This window comes from Streptomyces sp. NPDC044719 (assembly GCF_056433405.1).
Genome location: NZ_JBWKHE010000012.1, coordinates 1 through 20,551 on the forward strand (window position 1 = coordinate 1; position 20,551 = coordinate 20,551).

At 70.8% G+C, this 20,551-nt stretch carries 14 protein-coding genes and 2 tRNA genes; 6 read left to right on the forward strand and 10 right to left on the reverse strand.

All coding sequences use genetic code 11. From position 1 onward, the window contains the following. Positions 1-404 precede the first annotated feature (404 nt). Positions 405-478: transfer RNA gene (locus tag AC07DF_RS37175), tRNA-Lys, on the forward strand. Here AC07DF_RS37175 and AC07DF_RS37180 read toward each other — a convergent pair. From AC07DF_RS37180 to AC07DF_RS37200, 5 genes are all read right to left on the reverse strand, one after another. Next, complete coding sequence (locus tag AC07DF_RS37180) at positions 444-2,111, reverse strand: long-chain-fatty-acid--CoA ligase (protein WP_478981265.1); 1,668 nt, start codon at positions 2,109-2,111, stop codon at positions 444-446. The genes AC07DF_RS37175 and AC07DF_RS37180 overlap by 35 nt on opposite strands. A gap of 40 nt (positions 2,112-2,151) precedes the next feature. Then, on the reverse strand, positions 2,152-2,616 hold the full coding sequence (locus tag AC07DF_RS37185; RefSeq protein ID WP_478981267.1) for a DUF3592 domain-containing protein: 465 nt from the start codon (positions 2,614-2,616) through the stop codon (positions 2,152-2,154). Between the two features lie 89 nt (positions 2,617-2,705). Beyond that, on the reverse strand, positions 2,706-3,311 hold the full coding sequence (locus tag AC07DF_RS37190) for a lytic polysaccharide monooxygenase auxiliary activity family 9 protein (RefSeq protein ID WP_193478274.1): 606 nt from the start codon (positions 3,309-3,311) through the stop codon (positions 2,706-2,708). A 101-nt stretch (positions 3,312-3,412) separates the two neighbouring features. Then, on the reverse strand, positions 3,413-4,534 hold the full coding sequence (locus tag AC07DF_RS37195) for an SPFH domain-containing protein (RefSeq protein ID WP_478981270.1): 1,122 nt from the start codon (positions 4,532-4,534) through the stop codon (positions 3,413-3,415). A gap of 70 nt (positions 4,535-4,604) precedes the next feature. Continuing rightward, positions 4,605-5,951 carry a peptidoglycan-binding protein gene (locus AC07DF_RS37200; RefSeq protein WP_478981272.1) on the reverse strand — a complete coding sequence of 449 codons (1,347 nt, stop codon included), beginning with the start codon at positions 5,949-5,951 and terminating at the stop codon, positions 4,605-4,607. A 201-nt stretch (positions 5,952-6,152) separates the two neighbouring features. Here AC07DF_RS37200 and AC07DF_RS37205 point away from each other — a divergent pair. The 5 genes from AC07DF_RS37205 (at position 6,153) to AC07DF_RS37225 (ending at position 15,727) form a co-directional block, all read left to right on the forward strand. After that, positions 6,153-6,226, forward strand: a tRNA-Lys gene (locus tag AC07DF_RS37205). Between the two features lie 128 nt (positions 6,227-6,354). Next, positions 6,355-7,068, forward strand: a complete 714-nt coding sequence (locus AC07DF_RS37210) for a FadR/GntR family transcriptional regulator (protein WP_478981274.1) — start codon at positions 6,355-6,357, stop codon at positions 7,066-7,068. A gap of 325 nt (positions 7,069-7,393) precedes the next feature. Further along, positions 7,394-9,394, forward strand: a complete 2,001-nt coding sequence (locus AC07DF_RS37215) for a glycosyltransferase family 2 protein (RefSeq protein WP_478981276.1) — start codon at positions 7,394-7,396, stop codon at positions 9,392-9,394. Then, on the forward strand, positions 9,391-11,331 hold the full coding sequence (gene glxA, locus AC07DF_RS37220) for a radical copper oxidase GlxA (RefSeq protein WP_478981278.1): 1,941 nt from the start codon (positions 9,391-9,393) through the stop codon (positions 11,329-11,331). The genes AC07DF_RS37215 and glxA overlap by 4 nt, the downstream gene beginning before the upstream one ends. Positions 11,332-11,515: 184 nt before the next feature. Then, entirely contained in the window at positions 11,516-15,727 is a 4,212-nt protein-coding gene (locus tag AC07DF_RS37225) for an nSTAND1 domain-containing NTPase (RefSeq protein WP_478981280.1), read from the forward strand. Here the strand turns inward: AC07DF_RS37225 and AC07DF_RS37230 are convergent. The 5 genes from AC07DF_RS37230 to AC07DF_RS37250 all read right to left on the reverse strand — a co-directional run bounded on the left by AC07DF_RS37230 (position 15,724) and on the right by AC07DF_RS37250 (position 20,374). Further along, positions 15,724-16,761 carry a glycoside hydrolase family 6 protein gene (locus AC07DF_RS37230; RefSeq protein ID WP_478981282.1) on the reverse strand — a complete coding sequence of 346 codons (1,038 nt, stop codon included), beginning with the start codon at positions 16,759-16,761 and terminating at the stop codon, positions 15,724-15,726. The two genes, AC07DF_RS37225 and AC07DF_RS37230, sit on opposite strands and share 4 nt — an antisense overlap. Before the next feature lie 350 nt (positions 16,762-17,111). Beyond that, positions 17,112-17,795: a class F sortase gene (locus AC07DF_RS37235; protein ID WP_478981284.1), complete on the reverse strand. Its 684-nt coding sequence runs from the start codon at positions 17,793-17,795 to the stop codon at positions 17,112-17,114. 2 nt (positions 17,796-17,797) lie between these two features. Continuing rightward, the gene (locus tag AC07DF_RS37240; protein ID WP_478981286.1) at positions 17,798-18,547 is read right to left on the reverse strand and encodes a hypothetical protein; all 750 of its coding nucleotides are present in this window, start codon (positions 18,545-18,547) and stop codon (positions 17,798-17,800) included. A gap of 122 nt (positions 18,548-18,669) precedes the next feature. Continuing rightward, complete coding sequence (locus tag AC07DF_RS37245) at positions 18,670-19,449, reverse strand: HAD-IIA family hydrolase (RefSeq protein ID WP_193478283.1); 780 nt, start codon at positions 19,447-19,449, stop codon at positions 18,670-18,672. Positions 19,450-19,582: 133 nt separating this feature from the next. After that, a complete protein-coding gene (locus AC07DF_RS37250) occupies positions 19,583-20,374 on the reverse strand; it encodes a hypothetical protein (protein WP_478981288.1) in 792 nt (263 codons plus the stop codon). Between the last annotated feature and the right edge of the window lie 177 nt (positions 20,375-20,551).

Genomic DNA, 20,551 nt, shown 5'->3' on the forward strand with positions numbered 1-20,551 from the left:
CGACTGGCTGGACTGGTACAACTACCACCGACCCCACACCGGAATCAGCGGCCACACCCCAGCCAGCCGCGTCACCAACCTCCCCGGACAGCACATCTAGGGCCTGTCGTTTGGATCACGCCGCAGACGCGGGGCCTGGCACGCACATCTGCCGCGTTGTCGTCGGTTGCCGGCGCTCCGCGCCGACGCCCTCCTCCGCCTTGCAGCTGCACGCACCAAGCCCCGCTCACCGGCGCTGACAAGGTGCCGCCGATTCCCTGCGACCTGATCCAAACGACAGGCCCTAGGCCCGGCCCTTCTGATCACGCCGCGGCCACGAGGTGGTCAGGAGCACCCCTGGAGACCGGGTAGTATTTTTACGTCGCCCACCACGGAACACGGTTCCGCCGGTCGGCGCGAGTCATGCGCCGCTAGCTCAGTTGGTTAGAGCAGCTGACTCTTAATCAGCGGGTCCGGGGTTCGAGTCCCTGGCGGCGCACCGGTGAAGGGCCTCTCGTGGGAGCGAGAGGCCCTTCGGCGTGTTCGAGGTCCTCCCCGGTCAGCCTGCGGTACGTGCCCTTCCCCGGCGGCCGCCACCACACCGGATCGGCGCACCGGAAGCCCTCCCGCCGTAGAGCCGCCCGGTGGATCTTGTTCGTGGCCGTGACCGGCATGCGGTCGGTCACGCGGACGAACCGGGGAGCCATCTTCGTCCCCAGGTCGGGCTGGGCGAGCAGGAACTCCGCGAAGGACAGCGGATCGAAGGTACCGGCGATCGTCGCCATGACCTGGTCGCCGGTCACCGGGTCCGGCACCGCGTACACGCAGACCGCCGCCGCCCCCTCGTAGCGCGCGAGGATGTTCTCGATCATCGCGGCGGCCAGGTTCTCGCCGTCGACGCGGAGGCGGTCGTCGGTACGCCCGGCGAAGTGAAGATAGCCGTCGGTGTCCCGGCAGAAGAGGTCGCCCGTCCAGTACCAGCCTCCCTTGCGGCGCTCCGCCTCGGCCGCCGGGTTGCGCCAGTAGCCCTCGAAGGGGCTGGGGCCCTGGTTGACCAGTTCGCCGATCGCCTCGTCCCCGTTGAGCAGCCGGCCCGCCGTGTCGAAGCGGGCCGGCGGGCACTCCCGGCCCGTATCCGGGTTCAGGACCACCAGCCCGGGCGTCGCCCGCCCGACCGCTCCCGGCGGCGTGCCCGGCGACCACTGCACGGCCGCCCCGCCCTCCGACGAGCCGTACCCCTCGACCAGCCGCACCCCGAACCGCCGCTCGAAGGCCGCCGCGTCCACCGCGCCCGCCTCCGTGCCGAAGCCCAGGCGGAGCGGGTTGTCACGGTCCTCGGGGTGCGACTCGGTGGCCAGGACGTACTGGATCGCCCGGCCGACGTAGGTGAAGTACGTCGCACCGTAGCGGCGCACGTCCGGCAGGAAGCGGGACGCCGAGAAGCGGCGGCGCAGCGCCACGGCCGCCCCGGTGACCAGCGCCGGCGCCCAGTCGGCGATCACCGCGTTGCCGTGGAACAGCGGCATGCAGATGTAGTGGACGTCGTCCGGGCCCAGGGAGAACTGTTCGGCCAGGGAGCGGCCGGCGGCCGCCAGGCGGCCCTGGGAGCAGAGGGCGGCCTTGGGTGCGCCGGTCGAGCCGGAGGTGAAGTAGAGCAGGAGCCGGTCGTGCGGGGCGGCGCGGGAGGGGTCGGGCCGGGCACCGGCGTACGGGGCGAGCAGGGCGTCGTACTCCTCCGTGCCGGTCAGCAGCAGGCGTACGCCGGGCAGTTCGAGACCGTCGAGCAGGTGCAGACGGGCCGGTTCGGTGATCAGCACCCGGCACTCGGTGTGCAGGATGTCCCGGGCGAGTTCGGGCCCCCGGCGGGTGGGGTTGATGCCGGCGACGGCGGCTCCCGCGAGAGCGGCCGCGCTCAGCCACATCGGGTACTCGGGGGTGTTGTCGAGCAGCACGCCGATGTGCGGCTCGGCGCCGGGTGGCAGCAGGTCGGCGAGGAGCGCCGCCCGGACGGCGGCCCCGGCCGCCACCTCGTGCTGCGTGAGCACCCCGCCCTCGAACCACAGCCCCGGCCGGCGGTCACCCCACCGCGCCGCCACGAGCTCCGCGACCGTGCGCCCCGTAGTGGCTCCCATGAAGGCGCACCGTAGCTGACCTACCGTCAGATGTGGAGCGCTAGGGCTGCAGGGACTCGCCCACGGCGGAGAACATCGCGTACGTCACGGCCATGAAGCCGAGGAGGAAGAGGATGAACGTGCCGAGGAAGGCGAGCAGGCATCCGGTGCCCACCGCCAGCTTCCCCCGCGCCGGAGGCCTGGCCGTGGCGTGCTCCGGGCGGTCGGCCGGGTAGTGCACGGTGACGATGTCGCCCTCGAGGGTCGTCCCCGGCCCACCCCGCTCCTCGAACCGGACGCCGCGACCGTCACGTGTGGTGAACTCGTAGACATGGTGCAGAGTCGTGCGCACCGAGCTGTCGCCCCCACCACTCGTCGTGGTGTACGTCCGCAGACAGCGCGCCTCTGCGGTAAGGCCGCTGTTCCAGGCCCGACCGACCCGCACGGAGCGTCGGATCACCGCGACCGCGGCACAGGAAACGACCGCGATCATGAGCGTGGGCACGATGTAGAACAAGACATCCATGAGCTCCCCCGAAGGCCCCGCGCGGCCTTCGATCGGCCGGTGTGGGAGGAACGTACCCACACCGGCCACACCGGTGACTCAAGGGAACCTCAGAACGTCACGTCCGAGCAGGCGTAGAACGCGTTGGCCGTGTCGGCGATCGTCCATACGGCGACGATGACATGACGGCCGCTCAGCCCGGACGGCAGCCTGCCGCTGTGGGAGAGCGTCGACGGCGGCCGCTGGCCGTTGTACGGGACCGTGAAGAACGGCGTCAGGTTGAGGTCGGACCGGGCCAGGTTGTGGTTCTGGTTCCAGCCCGGCTTGGTGACGTAGTAGCGGAAGTCGGTCGTGGCGTGCATGGCCGTGAACTGCCAGCGGAACGTGTAGTTCTGGCCGCCCGTCACCTTGGTGGCGGGCCAGGCGCCGCCGGACGGGGTCCGCGGTGCGCTGAGCTGGCCGAAGTGGCCGAGGCCGGCGTTGCATATCTGCCCGTCGGCCGGGCCGGACGCCGGGAAGCCCTTCGGGCCCTCGACGCTCTGCGGCTCCCACTGGATGGAGCCGCAGTTGGTCACGGTGCCGTTCTGGCAGAGCTTCTGCCGGCTGATGGGGAGGTCGGTGTAGCCGTGGCCGCTGGCGCCGCCGGAGGAGAGTACGAGGGCTCCGGTCGTGGCCAGTCCCACCGCGGCTGCGGACAACTTGGTCCTTGTGCGCATGCTGCCGCTCCTGGAGAACGTGGGGGATGTTCAGTGAGCCGTGCAGGTAGGTCTAGACCAAGTTTGAATGTATGGCGATGAACTGAACATGTCCATACCAATTACGGAGGCGTTTCCCCCCGCCCCGCGCAGAACGCCACCGTCAGGTCCTTCACCAGCGCCTTCCGCTCGTAGTCGTCGAGTTCGACCAGCCCCCTCATGGTCAGCCGGGTCACCGTGTCCTCCACCGAGTCCACGACCGAGGTGAGCACGCTCGCCCGGTGCTGGGCGTCCAGCGCCGCGATCCGGCGGCGGTGCATCGCGGCGGCGACCTCGGGGTCGTACTCCGCCCGGAGCGGCTGCACCGAGAACACCTCAAGGCCGACCGGGGCCGCCTCCGCCGTCACCAGCCGGGTCAGCACCTCGACCGCCGCCTCCCCGGCTCCCCCCGAGCCGCCCGGCATCACCACCGGCACCCGGGCCAGTGCCGCCTCGACGCACTCGCGCAGGTACGCCTCGTGGTCCTCGACGCCCAGCGTGGCCCGCGCGGTGTCCCGCACCCGCCACACCACCAGGACGACCACCCGCAGCGCGACCCCGTGCGCGTCGGTCGCGGGCACCGGCTCGCTGCGCCAGTGCCGCAGCCGCACGTCCACCCGGCGGCGCAGCAGCAGGGGGTTGACCCACAGCAGCCCTGAGCGCCGGACGGTCCCCCGGTAGCGGCCGAACAGATCCAGCACCCAGGCCCGCCCGGTCCGGCCCCGGGCCAGCCCGCCGAACCCGAACAGCGCGAGCGCCCCGGCCCCCGCGTACGCGGCCCACTGCGCGGGACCGAGCCCGGCCCCGGCGTGGGCGGGCAGCCGCATCACCTCCAGTGCGAGCGGCGGCAGCACCCCGGCCCACCACGAGGTGGCCACGCACCCGGCCGCCCCGCACGCTCCGGCCAGCACGCCCGCCGCACCGGGCAGCACCCGCGCGGTCCGCTCCACCAGGTCGGGGTCGACCTCCGGCACCGGACGCGGCGTCAGGGCGGCCGGGCGCCTGAGACGCGGCTGCTCCCCCGTGCCCTGCCGGCGGCCGACGACCGCCGGCTTCAGCGGTAGCGGCGCCGGAACGGGTTCGTCGCGGAACAGCAGGTGGACGGGGATCTCGGTGGTCGACTCGTTCTGGATGAGCCGGGCGGTCCTGGCCGGCCCCTCGGCCGGTCCCTCGGGCTCGGACGTGTGGGAAGTGGTCGTGGTCATGCGTGCCTCCAGCCTCCGCGCCAGATGCGTCACAACGGGTGGGCCCCCCGGGCCGAGAGTGCCAGGAGTGCTACGAGAACAGCCGCCGCCAGGTCTCCGGCCCCGGGAAGCCGTCCGCCGCTCCGCCCCGCCAGCCCTGGGTGCGCTGGAAGGCCTGGACGGCCCGCCGGTCCGACTCGCCCCAGCGCGGCCCCGGCCGGTCCGGGTAGAACCTGCCGAAGCCCTTCCGCACCAGCTGCTTCCCCAGCTCGGTGACATACGGGTTACTCGCACCGGGCCGGAACATCGCCCGTCCCGGGTAGCCGGGGACACCGTGCGAGGAGGGCGGCGGCCCGGCCTCCGCCGCGGTGACGTCCTTGCCCTTCCCCGAGACCAGCCATTCCCAGGTGCGCGGGCCGGGCAGCCCGTCGGCGTCCGCGCCCTTCCAGCCCTGGGCCAGCTGGAAGGCCCGGGTCGCCCGCCGGTGGGAGTCCGACCAGCGCGGCCCCGGTTCCGAGGGGAACGAGGCGCGGGCCCCGCGCGCGACGAGCATGCGGCCGAGCTGCGTGACGTACTTGTTGTTCGCCCCGGGGCCGAAATACGTCGCTCCCGGGTAGGGCGTGGCGGCCGGTGCGCCCGGCATCCCCCGGTCCTTCGCCGGAGCCGGCTCCTCCTGCCGGTCCTTGGCCGGGGCCGGCTCCTCCTGCGTGCTGACGCCCTTGTATCGGTAGGGGACGTACCGGTCGGAGTCGCTCGTGTAGGCGTACGGGGTGGTCTGCCGGCGGGTGTGCGGGCGGGCCTGTTCGTAGGCCGTGTAGGAGGTGTGCCTGGTGTTCGTCCAGCCGCCGAAAATGACGACGTGCGAGCCGCTCTCCGGGTTGGCCGGATTGTGGAACAGCAGAATGTCGCCCGGCTGGAGTTCCTCCTTGGAAATCCGTTCACCGAATTGGGCGAGGCTGCCGGTCCATTCGTTTCCGGGCAGCTTCCAGGCCATCGACACATAGCCCGAGCAGTCCTGCCGGTAACCGTCGGACCAGTACGCGTTCATGTTGTACGGCACTTTCGCGGCGACCCAGGTCTTGGCCCGCTCCATGATCTCCGTACGGGTGATGGCGGCGAGCTCAGCTGAGTCGGAGGGCTTGCCCTCACGGCCGTCCGAGCCGTGCAGCGGGGCCGTGTCACCCTGCGGGGTCTCGGGCTCGTCATCTGCGAAAACACCCGATCGGTGGGGTGCCTGAGGGGCGGCGGCGGCCGGTACGGCGTGGCCCGCGCCGAGGGTGGCGGCGGCCACGGCGGCCAGGGCGAGAGCCCGGTGCGCGGCCGGATGGGTGGTGGTGCGGCCGGCCGGGGAACGCGGCAGGACGCGGCGCCAGTGGACGCAGCCGGGGCAGTCGCAGTCGCCCCCGGGGTCGAATTCCTCGAATACCGGCGACTTCATGCGATTCCCCTCACAGTTCCGGCGGAAAATGACGGCGCCCGGTGCAGCCCCGGGCGCGCGCCGTCAGTTTCTCAACTGTCTTCCGCACTCGCATGCTGACGGTCCGAATGATGTAACCGGCCCCCTTGCCGCGATGGCCCCGGCCGCGGGCCGGTGGTCCGGAGCACCTCCTGGCGTCCGGTAGAGTTACGACGTCAGCGCGCGCCGCTAGCTCAGTTGGTTAGAGCAGCTGACTCTTAATCAGCGGGTCCGGGGTTCGAGTCCCTGGCGGCGCACCGACCGGAAAGCCCCTCGCGGAAGCGGGGGGCTTTCTTGTATCTCGCTGGACTCTTCAGCCTCTGAGGCTCCTCCGCACCTGGCCGGAACCCGGTGCACCGTGCGATTGGCCGGATACCCTCTCGCCATGGCAGCGCGTGACCTACAAGAGCGGATCAAGAAGCTCATCATCGACCGCCGGCTGGCCTCCGGGGCCCCGCTGCCGACCGAGCCCGAGCTGATGGAGTACCTCGGCGCGAGCCGGAACTCGGTGCGCGAGGCGCTGAAGGCGCTCCAGGCGATGGGCATCGTGGAGATCCGGCACGGCTTCGGCACCTATGTCGGCCCGATGTCCCTGGCCCCGATGATCGAGGGCCTCGCCTTCCGCACGGTCGCCGGGCACTACCGGGGCGAGGACTCCCTGCTCCAGCTGCTCGAACTGCGGGAGGCCGTGGAGACGGGGCTCGTCTCCCGGCTCGCGGGGCGGATACCGGACGCGGATCTCGTTGAACTGGACGGGCTCGTCGACCGTATGGAAGAACAGGCCGCGCGCGGAGCCGGCCTCGCCGAGACCGACCGGGCCTTCCACGCCACCCTCTACCGGGGGCTGGACAACGTGCTGCTGTGCGAGGTCCTGGAGGCGTTCTGGGACGCCTTCCACCGGGTCCGTACGGACCTCGGGGGCGAGCCGCAGGACCCGAAGGTCACCTGCCGGCAGCACCGGGAGATCCTCGACGCGGTCCGGTCCGGCGACTCGTTGCGGGCGGAGGAGGCCATAAGAGAGCACTTCGGCAACATCCGCGCCCGTCTGTCCACAACGGCTCCACAGAGTCCCCACACGCGTCACAATGAACGCGTATGACCGGTAAACACCGCGTTTCGCATCTTGCGATCATGATGGACGCCGTAGAACCCTGGTTATCTGGTTTTTCAAGATGCTGCGGATTCGCGGCAGTTGGGGGGCAGAAGGACCGGTTGCCGGCCGGGCGGGGGTAGGGGCCCCGTTCATGGAGCGATGCCGAGGGGGGCATCATGCAACCGGAAGGTCGCGTTGCCGTGTCTATAGGGTGTGGATGACGTGGTGACTGCGATCCACCACTGATACGTCTGTGAAGGTCGAGGGGGACCTGGCGCAGACGGTAAGAAGCGACGAAACACGCGGATGTCCGCGTGTGGGGGGATGACTCATGACGTCGAGGCCCACGGGTGCCCGGCAGGACCACGACCCGTCCCAGACCACTCAGCTCAGGGTGCCGGCTCATCGGATGAGCACGACGGGGACGTTCCGGCGGATCAAGAAGAATCTGCCGAGATATGACTACGAGCATTACAGCCGGCTCGCGGGTCCCCTCACCCAGCCTGATCCGAACAAGCCGTACAAGGTGCAGTACCGCTCGCTCATCTCGCAGGAGCCGCACCGCATCAGGGTCGCCCTGATGCTGGCCGCGGCCCCGGTGCTGTCCCTGGTGCTGCTGTTCTGGCTGCTCCAGCCCGAGCACTGGACCGAGCGCGACTACCCGGCCTTCGACTGGCTGCCCGCGCTCGACATGGTCATGCTGGTCTCGATCGGCCTGATCGAGTTCTTCCGCTGCATGAACGTGCTGTCGAACGCGCACGCCACGCTGGTGGCCCGCGACCCGATCCCGGTGGTGCCCGAGACCGGCACCAGAGTGGCCTTCCTCACCTCCTTCGTGCCCGGCAAGGAGCCGCTGGAGATGGTGACGAAGACCCTGGAGGCGGCCGTCAAGATCCGCCACCGGGGCCTGATGCACGTGTGGCTGCTCGACGAGGGCGACGACCCCGAGGTGAAGGCGGTCTGCGAGCGCCTCGGCGTGCACCACTTCTCCCGCAAGGGCGTCGCGAAGTGGAACCAGGCCAAGGGCCCGCACCGCGCCAAGACCAAGCACGGCAACTACAACGCCTGGCTCGAGGCGCACGGCGACGAATACGACTTCTTCGCCTCGGTCGACACCGACCACGTGCCGCTGCCCAACTACCTGGAGCGGATGCTCGGCTTCTTCCGCGACCCGGACGTCGGCTTCGTCATCGGCCCGCAGGTCTACGGCAACTACGACAACCCCATCACCAAGGCCGCCGAGTCGCAGCAGTTCCTCTTCCACGCGCTGATCCAGCGCGCCGGCAACCGCTACGGCTCCCCGATGTTCGTCGGCACGTCCAACGCCGTGCGCATCAAGGCGCTGAAGCAGATCGGCGGTCTGTACGACTCGATCACCGAGGACATGGCGACGGGCTTCGAGATGCACCGCCACAAGAACCCGGCGACGGGGAAGAAGTGGCGCTCGGTGTACACGCCGGACGTGCTCGCGGTCGGTGAGGGCCCCAGCGCCTGGACGGACTTCTTCACCCAGCAGATGCGCTGGTCGCGAGGGACGTACGAGACGATCATCGGGCAGTACTGGAAGGGCTGGTACTCGCTGCCGCCGAGCAAGCTCTTCAACTACACGATGATGATCATCTTCTACCCGATGTCCGCCCTGAACTGGATCCTGGCGGCGCTGAGCTGCTGCCTGTTCCTGGGCCTGGGCGCCTCGGGTGTGAACATCGACCCGGCGGTCTGGCTGATGCTCTACGGCAACGCCTCCGCCCTGCAGATCGGCCTGTACGTCTGGAACCGCCGGCACAACGTCTCGCCGCACGAGCCGGAGGGCTCCGGCGGTGTGGCCGGCATGGTGATGTCCGCGCTGTCGGCGCCGCTGTACGCGAAGGCGCTGATCGACTCCGTGCTGCGGCGCAAGAGCAAGTTCGTGGTCACGCCCAAGGGCGACTCCGCAAGCCCCGACCGCTGGTTCGGGACGTTCCGCTACCACTGGTACTTCGTCGCGATCTTCGGTGGCTCGATCGCCGCCGGCTTCGTCTACGGCCACTCCCACCCCGCGATGATCATCTGGGCGACGTTCGCGCTGCTGATCACCGCCTCGCCGGTCTTCGCCTGGCGCTGGCAGCTGCGGCAGGACGCGAAGAAGCCCGCCGAACCCGCCGTGGAACAGCCGCAGGACTCCGCGGGGCCGCACCGGACGCAGCCGCTGCCGATTCCGCAGCAGCCTGCCGCCCACGCCCCGCAGCACAAGCCCAGTTGGGCCGCCGCTCCCGGCGGCAACGGGGAGGTCGGAGGATCCGACCAGACCATGCAGATCGCCCTTGGTGGACTTGGGGGACGTAAGGAATGAACGACCGTGCAGGCCGCCGCCGGGCCCGTCGACTCGCGATCGGCACGGCGGTGGTACTCGCGCTGGCCGGGATGAACGGGCCGTGGCTCTACCGCTTCGGCACCGAGAAATACCACCAGTACACAATCAACAAGCCGGAGTACAAGGCCGCGAACGGCAAGTGGGAGATCATCGATTTCCCCGAGGAGTACCGGCAGAACACGATCCACGCGGCGCTGCTGCGCACCGGCAAGGTGCTGCTCGTCGCGGGGTCGGGCAACAACCAGGACAACTTCGACGCGAAGAAGTTCGACACCCGGATCTGGGACCCGGTCAAGGGCACCATCAAGAAGGTCCCCACGCCCGCCGACCTGTTCTGCACCGGCCACACCCAGCTCGCCAACGGCAATCTGCTGATCGCGGGCGGGACCAAGCGGTACGAGAAGCTCAAGGGTGACGTCACCAAGGCCGGCGGCCTGATGATCGTCCACAACGAGAACCCGGACGAGCCGATCACCCTGCCCGCGGGCACCAGGTTCACGGGCAAGGAGAACGGCAAGACCTTCGTCTCGAAGGACCCGGTGCTGGTGCCGCGCGCGAAGAAGGTCTTCGACAAGGCGACCGGGAAATTCCTGCGCAACGACCCGGGTCTTGGCCGTATCTACGTCGAGGCGCAGAAGCGCGGGCAGAAGTACGAGACCGGCACGCAGGACAACTACAAGGTGCACGGCCTGAGCGGCGCCGACGCCAAGAACACCTACGGCATCGCCCAGAAGCTCGCCCTCGACAAGAAGGACTTCCAGGGCATCCGGGACGCCTTCGAGTTCGACCCGGTCGCCGAGAAGTACATCAAGGTCGACCCGATGAAGGAGGCCCGCTGGTACCCGACGCTCACCACCCTGAGCGACGGGAAGATCCTCAGCGTCTCCGGCCTCGACGACATCGGGCAGCTCGTCCCGGGCAAGAACGAGGTCTTCGACCCGAAGACCAAGAAGTGGACCTACACGGACAAGGTCCGGCAGTTCCCGACCTACCCGGCGCTGTTCCTCATGCAGAACGGCAAGATCTTCTACTCGGGTTCGAACGCGGGCTACGGGCCGGACAACGTGGGCCGTGAGCCGGGCGTCTGGGACGTGGAGACCAACCAGTTCAAGAAGATCCCGGGGCTGAGCGACCCCAAGCTCATGGAGACGTCCGGCACGGTGCTGCTGCCGCCCGCGCAGGACGAGAAGTACATGGTGGTCGGCGGCGGTGGCGTCGGCGAGTCCAAGGAGTCCAGCGAGAAGACCCGGATCGTCGACCTGAAGGACGCGGACCCGAGCTTCGAGGACGGCCCGTCCCTGGAGAAGGGCACCCGCTACCCGAACGCCTCGATCCTGCCCGACGACAACGTGCTGATCTCCGGCGGCTCGGAGGACTACCGGGGTCGCGGCGACTCCAACATCTTCCAGGCGCACCTCTACGACACGGAGAAGAACGAGCTCAAGCGGGTCGCCGACCCGCTGGTGGGCCGCAACTACCACTCCGGGTCGATCCTGCTGCCCGACGGCCGCTTGATGTTCTTCGGCTCGGACTCGCTCTACGGCGACAAGGCCAACACCAAGCCGGGCAAGTTCGAGCAGCGCATCGAGATCTACACGCCGCCGTACCTCTACGGCGACGGGGACCGGCCCTCGCTGTCCGGCGGGCCGCAGACCATCGAGCGCGGCGGGACGGGGACGTTCACCTCGTCGAGCGCGTCCAAGGTCAAGAAGGTCCGGCTGATCCGGCCGAGCGCCGCCACCCATGTCACGGACGTCGACCAGCGGTCGATCGCCCTGGACTTCAAGGCGTCCGGCGACAAGCTGACCGTGACCGTTCCGAAGAACCGGAACCTGGTCCAGGCGGGCTGGTACATGCTGTTCGTGACGGACGCCAAGGGGACGCCGAGCAAGGCCCAGTGGGTCAAGGTGCCGTAGTTCCCGGCTGAAGTGCCGTGGTTCCCTGCTGATCGGGGCGCTCTCCTGTGCGGAGGGCGCCCCTTTCGCATGTCCGCTGCGAGGGCGTGACGGGAAACGTGCTTGACCTGTGCACGTAATTCGGTGTGGTCTCGGGTACGACATCGGCAACGCGTGTGGTCAACGGTGGCGGGGGATACGGGAGATGACCGAGTCGACCACGTCGGACCCGGTGGCCGAGGAGGTCCTGGCCGCCGCGACCGTCCAGGTCTCGGGCACGGACGGGCGCATCGGCGGCCTGGGAGTGCTCATCGCACCCACCCTGGTCCTGACCTGCGCCCATGTCGTACTGGACGCCCTGGGACTGCCGACCAGGCGCGAGGAACCGCCCGAGGGCCCCGTACGCGTCGGCCTGGTCCTCCGCGAGGGTGGGGTCGAGGAAGCCGTCGTCCGCGACTGGGTTCCGGTGCGCGCGAACGGTACCGGGGACGTCGCCGTACTCTCCCTGGCCGGCCCGCTTTCGGAAGCCCGGCCGGTCGTCATGGTCGCGCCCCGGGACGTCTGGGACCACAGGGCCATCGTTTTCGGACTGCCGAGGGACGACACCGGCGGCGGCTGGCACACGGCCCGGCTGCGCGCCCGTACCGGCACCGGCCGCTTGCAGATGTCGCCGCAGGACGGCCAGTCGGACCCGGTCCAGCCCGGCTTCAGCGGCTCCGCCGTGTGGGACGACGACCTCGGTGCCGTGGTCGGCATCGTCGCCTCGATCTCCCCGGCCCACCGGGGCCAGAGCTTCTGCATCCCGACCCGCACGGTCCTCGACGAGCTGCCGGACCTCGCCGAACTGCTCGCGCCCTCCTCCCCCTTCCCCGGGCTGCGCCCCTACACCGAGGAGCACAGCGCGCACTTCTTCGGCCGGGACGAGGACGTCACCGCGGTCGTCGACCTGCTGTGCCCGCACGGCTCCCTGCCCGAGGGCTGTGTGACGCTGACCGGCCCCTCCGGCTCCGGCAAGTCCTCCCTCCTCATGGCCGGCGTACTGCCCCGCCTGAGGGAACGCGACATCGAGGTCGTCACCCTGCGCGCGGAGGGCCGCCGCCCGGACGCCTCAGCGGTCCACGAGGCGGTTCGGACCCACAGGTCGGCACGCGGGCTCGTACTGGCGCTCGACCAGTCGGAGGCGCTGCTGCTGCGCCCCGAGGAGGAACTGCGCGCCCTGGTGGACGCGCTCCTCGACGCATGCCGCCACCCCTCGGTCGCCGTGCTGGTGGCACTGCGGACCGACTTCCAGGACGCCGCCCTGCGCCACCCGGAGCTGAGCCGGCTGGTCGGCGGCGCGCCCGCGCACCAACTGGGCCTGATGACCCGCGAGCAGCTCACCGAGGTGGTCAGACTGCCCCTGCGGGCCTTCCCCGGTGTCGAGTACGACAGCGGACTGGCCGACCGCCTCATCGAGGACGCGGCGGGCCGCCCCGGAGCCCTGCCGCTGCTCGGATTCGTCCTGACCACCCTGTGGGAACGGCAGCTCGGCGGCCGGCTCCGCCTCGACACCTACCGCGAACTTGGCGGCCTCGGCGGGGTGCTGAGCAGCAGGGCCGACTCGGCGTGGCAGCGGGCGTTGCGGGGTGCGGCGCCGGGCGCGGCGACCGGGCTGCTGCGCGCGCTGATCCAGGTCCCGCCCGGCAGCGGCACGGCCCTGCGCGCCCGTCTCGCACGCCGTGACGCGGGCGAGGAGCGGTGGGCCGTCGCCCGGGAGCTCGTCGAGGCCCGCGTCCTGGTGGTGGGCGCGGACCCCGAGCGGGGCGAGACGGTAGAGCTGGCCCACGAGGCCCTCATCGAGCACTGGCAGCCCCTCGCGGAGCAGCTGGAGACCGACCGTACGTTCCTCACGTGGCGCGGCGAACTGCGCTACGACCGGGCCCGCTGGTGGCGGGCCGGGCGGCCGGACGGGCTGCTGCTGGAGGACCCGGCGCTGTCGGCGGCGGAGCGGTGGCTCGCAGACCGGCCTGACGAACTCACGGAGGAGGACCGGGAGTACATCGAGGCGGGTGCCGGGCTGCGGGACCGCAAGGCGCGGGAGGCCGCGAGGTCCGAGCGCCGCAAGCGGTATCTGCGGGTGCTGTGGGCGGTGGTCACGGTACTGGCCGTGGTGGCGGCGGCGGTGGTGTCCGTGCTGTATCTGAACCTGCTGACGGAGCAGCGGCGGCTGGCTTCGGATCGGCTGGCGCAGCAGGCGGCGAGTCTGGACAGCACGTCCCTGACCGCCTCTTCCCTGTACGCGGTCGGTGCGTATCGGGCGGAGGCCCGGCCCGAGGCACGGTCATCGTTGCTCGCGCAGTACCTGCGGTTGCAGGACGTTGAGCGGGTGGTGATGGAGGGGCGGAACGATGTCGAGGACGTGGCGCTGACGGAGGACGGCACGTACGCCTACGCGGTGCTGGGCAACGGCGACTTCGTACGGCTGAACCTGCAGGGGAAGAAACGCCCCCCACCACGCCTCTTCTCAAAGCGGCGCGACACCGAGCGGATCGCCATCTCGGCGGACGGGCGGAGGGCGGCCCGGGCGAGTGGCTGGGGGCTGGTCTCCCTCGGTGTGCAGATCCCCTCCGACCCGGACAAGTTTCGAACCACTGTCCTGCGCGAGGGCGAGGCCGTCGAGAAGAACCCACGCGCCCCCAACGACCTGCGCTTCGACGGGGACGGAAAGCGGATCCTCGCCGCCATCCCCGGCGAGGGCGTGCTCGTGTGGAACGCGGACGACGGCCGCCGCACGGGCCGCACGCTCGTGCCGCCGAAGGGCTGGGACACGGCACAGGCCTGGTTCGCCGCGGACGACACGGTCGTGGGGCGGATCGTGCCCTCCGGCGCTGAAGCGGACGACCCGCAGGGCCGGCTGGTCTCCTGGGACCTGGCCGGCGGTTCGCCGCACCGCCCCTGGGACGAGCGCACCACCGCCTCCGCGACGGTCAGCGGCAACGGCCAGGTCCTGGTCACCTGCACCGAGCAGGGCGCACTGGAAGCCTGGCGGCTGGGCAGCACACCCCGGCGCTTCCAGAACTGGAGCAACAGCAGCTTCCCGGGCCTGTGCCCGCTCTACGCACCCAGGCTCGACGCCACCGGCCGCTACCTGATCAACCCCACCGGGCGCATCGGCACCGACCTCGGCAGGATGCGGTTCCTCGTCATCGATCTGGAGAAGGGCTGGCCGTCGACCTTCGACACCCCCGCTGCCGCCTCGGAGGACCAGAACATCACCGGCCGCTCGTTCGCTCCGGCGGTCGCGCTCGCCGGTCCGCCGGACGATCTGCGCGCCGCCGTCTCCATCGGCGGGAGCATCGTCACCGTACGCGTCGAGCCGCCCACGTCCTTCGACAGCAACTCCCTGGTCAACCGCATCCGCACACCGGACGGGCCGAGCGGCAGGATGGCGGTCGTGGACGCGGCCGGCACCGGACTGCAGTTGTGGAACCTGTCCGACCACCGGCTCCTCGCGACCGCGCGGCCGTCCCGGCCGCTGGCCCGCCTGTACGCCGCCTTCAGTCCGGACGGGCGACGGATGCTGACCGTCGCCGAGGACGAACGGACGGTCCTCGTCTGGCGGATCGACGGCGGCTCCCTGAAGGAGGAGCACGTCCTCGAGCTGCCCGCCCCACCCGGCATCACGGCCTCCGGGCCGGACCCCAAGACGGGCCTCACCCCGTCCTGGATCAACCTGAGCTTCTCCGACAACGAACACGCCGTGATCTCGGGGCTCTCTTACGTATCCCGATGGCGGCTCGACACCGGTCGCATGGACGGCGAGATCTATCGGCCTCCCGTTCAGGAGAGCGCGCAGATCGCCAACGAGGCGGCCGGCACCTACGCCACCGCCCTGCCCGGAAAAGCGCAGGCGGTGGTGCGGACGGTGGCCGAGATCGGCGTCTGGGACTTCACGACCGGCGAGTTCAAGAGGTGGATCAAGAGGGAGGAGGACCATCGGTCGGCCAGGTCGCTGGCCCTCTCCCCGGACGGCAGGATCCTCGCCGTGCAGTACGCCGGCGGCCGGGTGCAACTGTGGGACGTCCAGAAGAAACAGGAACTCCCGGACCTCACCACCAACGGCGTCCACTACCTCGGCCGCTTCCTGGGCGACCGCCTCCTCCACACCACCACCGCCGCCGGTGAACAAGTCGTCTGGGACGTGGCGGACCGGCAGGACACCTACCGCTACTACGTGGGCTACGGCTCGGTCCTCTCCCCGAGCACCGACGGCAAGTCCCTCACCATCGTCGACGGTTCACGCACCTCGACCATCCCCCTCGCGCCCGAACGCTGGATGGACCGGCTCTGCTCCCTCGCACAGCGGGAGCTGAGCAAGGCGGAGAAGAAGCTGGCCGTCGACCCCGAACAGGTCGACGACGTCTGCCCGGCCTTCTAGGAGCTGGCCTTGGTCAGCTTCAGTGCGTAGTCCGACCACCACTGGCCCGCCTTCGGGCCGCCCTTGCACTCGCCGTCCGACTCCCCCGGCCGCTTGACCCAGAGGTACGCGTCGACCAGCGGGTCGGCCGTCTTCGTCGTGGGTGTCTCGCCCAGCGCGCGGCCCGGCGGGTTGCACCAGCGCTCGTCCGGGTTGCCCTGGGTGTAGGGGCCCTTGCCGTTGCGGCTGGTGTCGATGACGAAGTGCTTGCCGCCGACCTTGGCGGAGAGCTGCTTGCCGTAGGCGATGGACTCGTCGGTGGAGTAGAAGTTGGAGACGTTGACCGAGAAACCGTCGGCCTGTTCGATGCCGGCCCGGTTCATCGACTCGAAGATCTGGTCCGGGTGACCCCAGCCGGCGTTGCCCGCGTCCAGGTACACCTTCGTGTTCTTCAGCGACTTCAGCTTGGCGACGGCCCCCTTGAGGAGGTCGTAGCGCTCCTCGTGGAACTGCTCCGGCGTGCAGCCGTCGACGAGGTGCAGCAGGGCGTCCGGTTCCAGGATGACCGCGGCCGACCGGTTGCCGATGCCCTCCGCCACGCCGTCGAGCCATGCGCGGTAGGCGTTGCCGTCGGCGGCGCCGCCCTGCGAGTACTGGCCGCAGTCGCGGTGCGGGATGTTGTAGAGCACGAGCAGGGCCGTACGGCCGGCCTTGTCGGCGGCCTCGGTGAAGCCCTGGGTCTGCTCCCGCGGGTTGTCCGGGCCGACCCACTCGGCGACGGGCTGCTCGGCGATCTTGCGGATCTGCTCGGCCTCCTGCTTCTTGCCGGACTTCTCCAGCGCGGCGACCTGCTGTGCCGCGGTGCCGTCCGGGTTGACCCAGAAGGGGGCCTTTTCCTTGGGCTGTTGGGTGATCCCGGCGCCGGCGTCCGCGCCGCCGTCCGATCCGTCTCCTCCGTCGGAGGAGGAACACCCCGTGATCAGCAGTGCCGCCCCCAGCACCACTGCGGACATCCGCCTCCCGGCGGTCGTCCCGGCCCCCCTGCTGCCGTACATCCAACTCCCCCTTGGGTGCACCGTTCCAAGTCTCAATCCTGACATACGTCCCGCGACACCCACGAGGCGGAACCCACCTGGGTGGATGACGCAGAGCCACCGTATCGGGACTTGACGTATTCAACCTCTAGGCCCGGGCGGCCCTTTGGTTCTACAGTCTTCTCAGCACGACCCGGCCTTCGGCCAGAGTTTCACCCACCGTGGCTCCCGTGGCCTCCCGCGCAGTTCGCCGGGCTACTCCCGCAGCCCGTGCGCGCGTGGTCGAGGACCGGCCCGGTCGTCGACTTCAGGGGGAGCGGGTCGTCGGCCGGGTTGGTGGGGGGTCTCAGTGCGGTCAGCTGGGCGTCTCACTACAGTCCGGTGCCGGTGAGGTACGCCGACACCACCACGTTCGCCGTATAGCTGCCGGTCGTACGGTCGAAGCTGCCGCCGCAGGTGACCAGCCGCAGTTCGGCCCGGCCCGAGCGGCGGGGACCGTAGGCCTGGTGAGCGTCGAAGCGGTCGCGGGTGAGGACCTGGACGGACTCGACGGTGAACTCGGCGACCTTGGTGTCGGCCCGGATCACCCGGATCGTCTGGCCCGGCCGCAGGGCGCTGACCTTGTAGAAGACGGCGGGCCGGGTCTCGCTGTCGACGTGCCCGACCAGCAGCGCGGTCCCCGGCGCCCCGGGTGCCGCCCCGCCCGCGTACCAGCCGACCACCCCCGGCTGGTCGTACGGCGGCGGATCGAGCGCCCCGCGCCGGTCCAGGCCGCGCGCCACCACCGGTGCCTGGACGCCGATGCCGGGGATGTCGACGCGCTGCGGCAGCGCGTCGCCGAGCGGGCGGTGCGCGGGGGGCAGTTTCACGTCCGGGGGGCGTCCGGCCGCGGCCATGTCGCCCGTGGTGGGCGCGGAGATGCCGTGCCGTACGTCGGTCACCTCGCGGCCCCAGAGCCAGAGCCCGAGCAGCAGCACCACCCAGGCCACGCCGGCCAGCAGCCGGCCGGAGCCCGAGGGGCGTCTGCGCACCCGGTCGAGATCGAGGTCGGACATGGTCAGTCCGTTCCGCGCTTCCGGCGGACACTGTCCAGCGCGACGGCCACCGCGGCCACTCCCGCGAGGATCAGGCCGATCACGCCCTGCGCGGCGCCGGGCCCGGCAACCCGGTCCTCGGCGGCGACGAGGTGGGCGGCGCCGCCACCGCCGGCCTCGACGGGAGCGACGGGCGAGGCGTGCGCGCCCGGCCGCCGGGAGGCGAACGGCTGGCCTTCGTCCTCGAGCCCGGGATCGAGCTTGGCCTCAGGCTCAGACTCGGACTCAGGCTCGGGCTCGGACTCGGGTGACGGCCCGCCGCCCTCGGGCAGGGGCTGCCGCCCGCCCGTCCCCGGGGCGGGTGGCTGCCCCGCAGCCCCGGACGCGGCCGGACCCGCACTCTCCCGGCTCTCCCGGCTCTCCCGGCTCTCCCGGCTCTCCCGGTCCTTCTTGACGGTGAGCGTGCTGGTCCGTTCCGCGTCCCCGCAGGTGATCTTCACGGGGTACGTCCCCGCCTTGAGCGTGGAGGGCACGCGGCTCTCGCCGATGAGTTCACCGCCGGTGACGGTGAGCGGGGCGTCCGCGACGAACGCCGTCGAGGCGGCGACGGCCGTCCGCGCCGCGCAGCCGGTCACGCGGAGCGCGACGTCACTGCCGGGTGCGGGGGTCGCCGGGGTCACCGAGACGCCCCCCGGGTCCGCCGCGAACGCCGTCGGCGTGAGGGCGGCCGCGACCAGGACGCTCGTACAGAGAGTGAACCTCAGGGAACCCATCGTGAACCTCCAGATGCCTGGAGCCTCCCCCGCACGGTGGGTCGACGCATCCTCAGGGACGCGGCGACTGCTCCGAACGGGTGGCGACGGGTTTGGCTGCGCTGCCCTTGTGGGCCCGCCGTCTAGACCCGGTCGACGAGGTCCGCGATGGAGTCCAGGACCTGCGAGGGCCGGTACGGGAAGTCCTCGACCTGGTCGGGCCGGGTCAGGCCGGTGAGCACCAGGAACGTCTGCATCCCGGCTTCCATGCCGGCCAGCACGTCGGTGTCCATGCGGTCACCGATCATCGCGCTGGACTCGGAGTGCGCCCCGATGGCGTTCAGTCCGGTCCGCATCATCAGGGGGTTCGGCTTGCCCGCGAAGTACGGCTTCTTGCCGGTCGCCTGGGTGATCAGCGCCGCCACCGCGCCGGTCGCGGGCAGCGGGCCCTCGGTGGAGGGGCCGGTCTCGTCGGGGTTGGTGCAGATGAAACGGGCGCCGCCGAGGATGAGCCGCACCGCCTTAGTCATGGCCTCGAAGGAGTAGGTGCGGGTCTCGCCGAGGACGACGTAGTCCGGCTCGTGGTCGGTCAGGATGTAGCCGATGTCGTGCAGCGCGGTGGTCAGCCCCGCCTCGCCGATGACGTACGCCGATCCGCCCGGCCGCTGGTCGTCCAGGAACTGGGCGGTGGCCAGGGCCGAGGTCCAGATGCTCTCGATCGGCACGTCCAGGCCCATGCGGCGCAGCCGGGCGTGCAGGTCGCGCGGGGTGTACATCGAGTTGTTGGTGAGGACCAGGAAGGGCTTCCCCGACTCGCGCAGCTTCTTCAGGAAGGCGTCGGCGCCAGGGATCGGTACGCCCTCGTGGATGAGCACACCGTCCATGTCGGTGAGCCACGACTCGATGGGCTTGCGGTCTGCCATGTGCGGGATCTCCTGCCGTACGCGGTCCAGCGTGCGACCCAGCCTAGACAGTGGCCGGATCATGCGGAATGGGCCGGTCATGGCGTCCCGACAGGCGGGACGGTGCACGGACCCGCATCGCGGTACGGCCGCCTCAGCGGCGCCGGCGTGCCAGGAGCAGTACCCCGCCCCCGGTGAGCAGCAGCGCCGCCGCGGCCGCCGTGACCCGGAGGCCGATTCCGGTTCGGGCGAGTTCCTCGGCGAACGGGAAGCGGTCCTCGCGGGGCGGGACCGAGGCCTCCGGCTCCGGCTCGGTCTCCGGCTGGGAGTCGGTGCCGCCGTCGATCTCCCCGTCACCGCCGTCGACCGGGGCGTCACTCGCGATGCCGAACCGGTAGTCGTTGGACTGCCCGACCCAGTCGCCGTCGTCGTCGTGCCGCTGTACGACGGCCGCGTTGGCGGTGACGTCGTTGGGCACGGCGTCCGAGGTGATCGCGAGCCGCACCGTCACGGTGACGGTCTTGCCCGGGCCGACGGTGAACCCGGCGAACCGGTTCTCGTCGTCGGCCAGCGCCCCGACGAGCTCGTCCTCACCGGTCTTCTCGAACCGCACGGCGTGGGACCGCGCGCCCTCGAAGAACTCCAGCCGGGGCTGGGACGGCTCCAGCGCCCGCTTGTCGTCCACGAGCACGACGACGGGATGGATCCCGGTGCAGGTCCGGTCGGTCGTGTTGGTCAGGTCGAGGTACCAGGTCCCGTACCCGCCCCCGGCCGCGTAGGAGCCGGGGCCGCCGTGGACGCGGGTGGTGAGCGGGAAGGTGTGGTCGTCGGGCGCGGCACAGGCGGGCGCCGGATCGTCCGCGTGCGCCGGGTGTGCACCGGGGAGCAGGACGGCGGCTGCCGCCGCCAGGCAGAGGTGAGCGGGCGTGCAGAGTCGCATGGACATGTGACATTGCCGGATGCGGGCGATCGCGAGCGACGCGGCCCGCAACGGCCCCCGAACGGCGGTGCGAAACCGCCCGGTCGGCGGACAACCGGCCTCGGGGAGCAGGTCTCAGGCCGTTCCGCTCCCCCCTCCGGCACGGAGCATGCGGACGACGGCCGCGTTGCCGGCGCACCGCTG

Bases quoted from the DNA above. Each gene is read 5' to 3' on its own strand.
- AC07DF_RS37225 (WP_478981280.1), top strand. From the start codon at position 11,516: ATGACCGAGTCGACCACGTCGGACCCGGTGGCCGAGGAGGTCCTGGCC.
- AC07DF_RS37210 (WP_478981274.1), top strand. From the start codon at position 6,355: ATGGCAGCGCGTGACCTACAAGAGCGGATCAAGAAGCTCATCATCGAC.
- AC07DF_RS37230 (WP_478981282.1), bottom strand. From the start codon at position 16,761: ATGTACGGCAGCAGGGGGGCCGGGACGACCGCCGGGAGGCGGATGTCC.
- AC07DF_RS37215 (WP_478981276.1), top strand. From the start codon at position 7,394: ATGACGTCGAGGCCCACGGGTGCCCGGCAGGACCACGACCCGTCCCAG.
- AC07DF_RS37180 (WP_478981265.1), bottom strand. From the start codon at position 2,111: ATGGGAGCCACTACGGGGCGCACGGTCGCGGAGCTCGTGGCGGCGCGG.
- AC07DF_RS37190 (WP_193478274.1), bottom strand. From the start codon at position 3,311: ATGCGCACAAGGACCAAGTTGTCCGCAGCCGCGGTGGGACTGGCCACG.
- glxA (WP_478981278.1), top strand. From the start codon at position 9,391: ATGAACGACCGTGCAGGCCGCCGCCGGGCCCGTCGACTCGCGATCGGC.
- AC07DF_RS37250 (WP_478981288.1), bottom strand. From the start codon at position 20,374: ATGTCCATGCGACTCTGCACGCCCGCTCACCTCTGCCTGGCGGCGGCA.
- AC07DF_RS37200 (WP_478981272.1), bottom strand. From the start codon at position 5,951: ATGAAGTCGCCGGTATTCGAGGAATTCGACCCCGGGGGCGACTGCGAC.
- AC07DF_RS37185 (WP_478981267.1), bottom strand. From the start codon at position 2,616: ATGGATGTCTTGTTCTACATCGTGCCCACGCTCATGATCGCGGTCGTT.
- AC07DF_RS37240 (WP_478981286.1), bottom strand. From the start codon at position 18,547: ATGGGTTCCCTGAGGTTCACTCTCTGTACGAGCGTCCTGGTCGCGGCC.
- AC07DF_RS37195 (WP_478981270.1), bottom strand. From the start codon at position 4,534: ATGACCACGACCACTTCCCACACGTCCGAGCCCGAGGGACCGGCCGAG.
- AC07DF_RS37235 (WP_478981284.1), bottom strand. From the start codon at position 17,795: ATGTCCGACCTCGATCTCGACCGGGTGCGCAGACGCCCCTCGGGCTCC.
- AC07DF_RS37245 (WP_193478283.1), bottom strand. From the start codon at position 19,449: ATGGCAGACCGCAAGCCCATCGAGTCGTGGCTCACCGACATGGACGGT.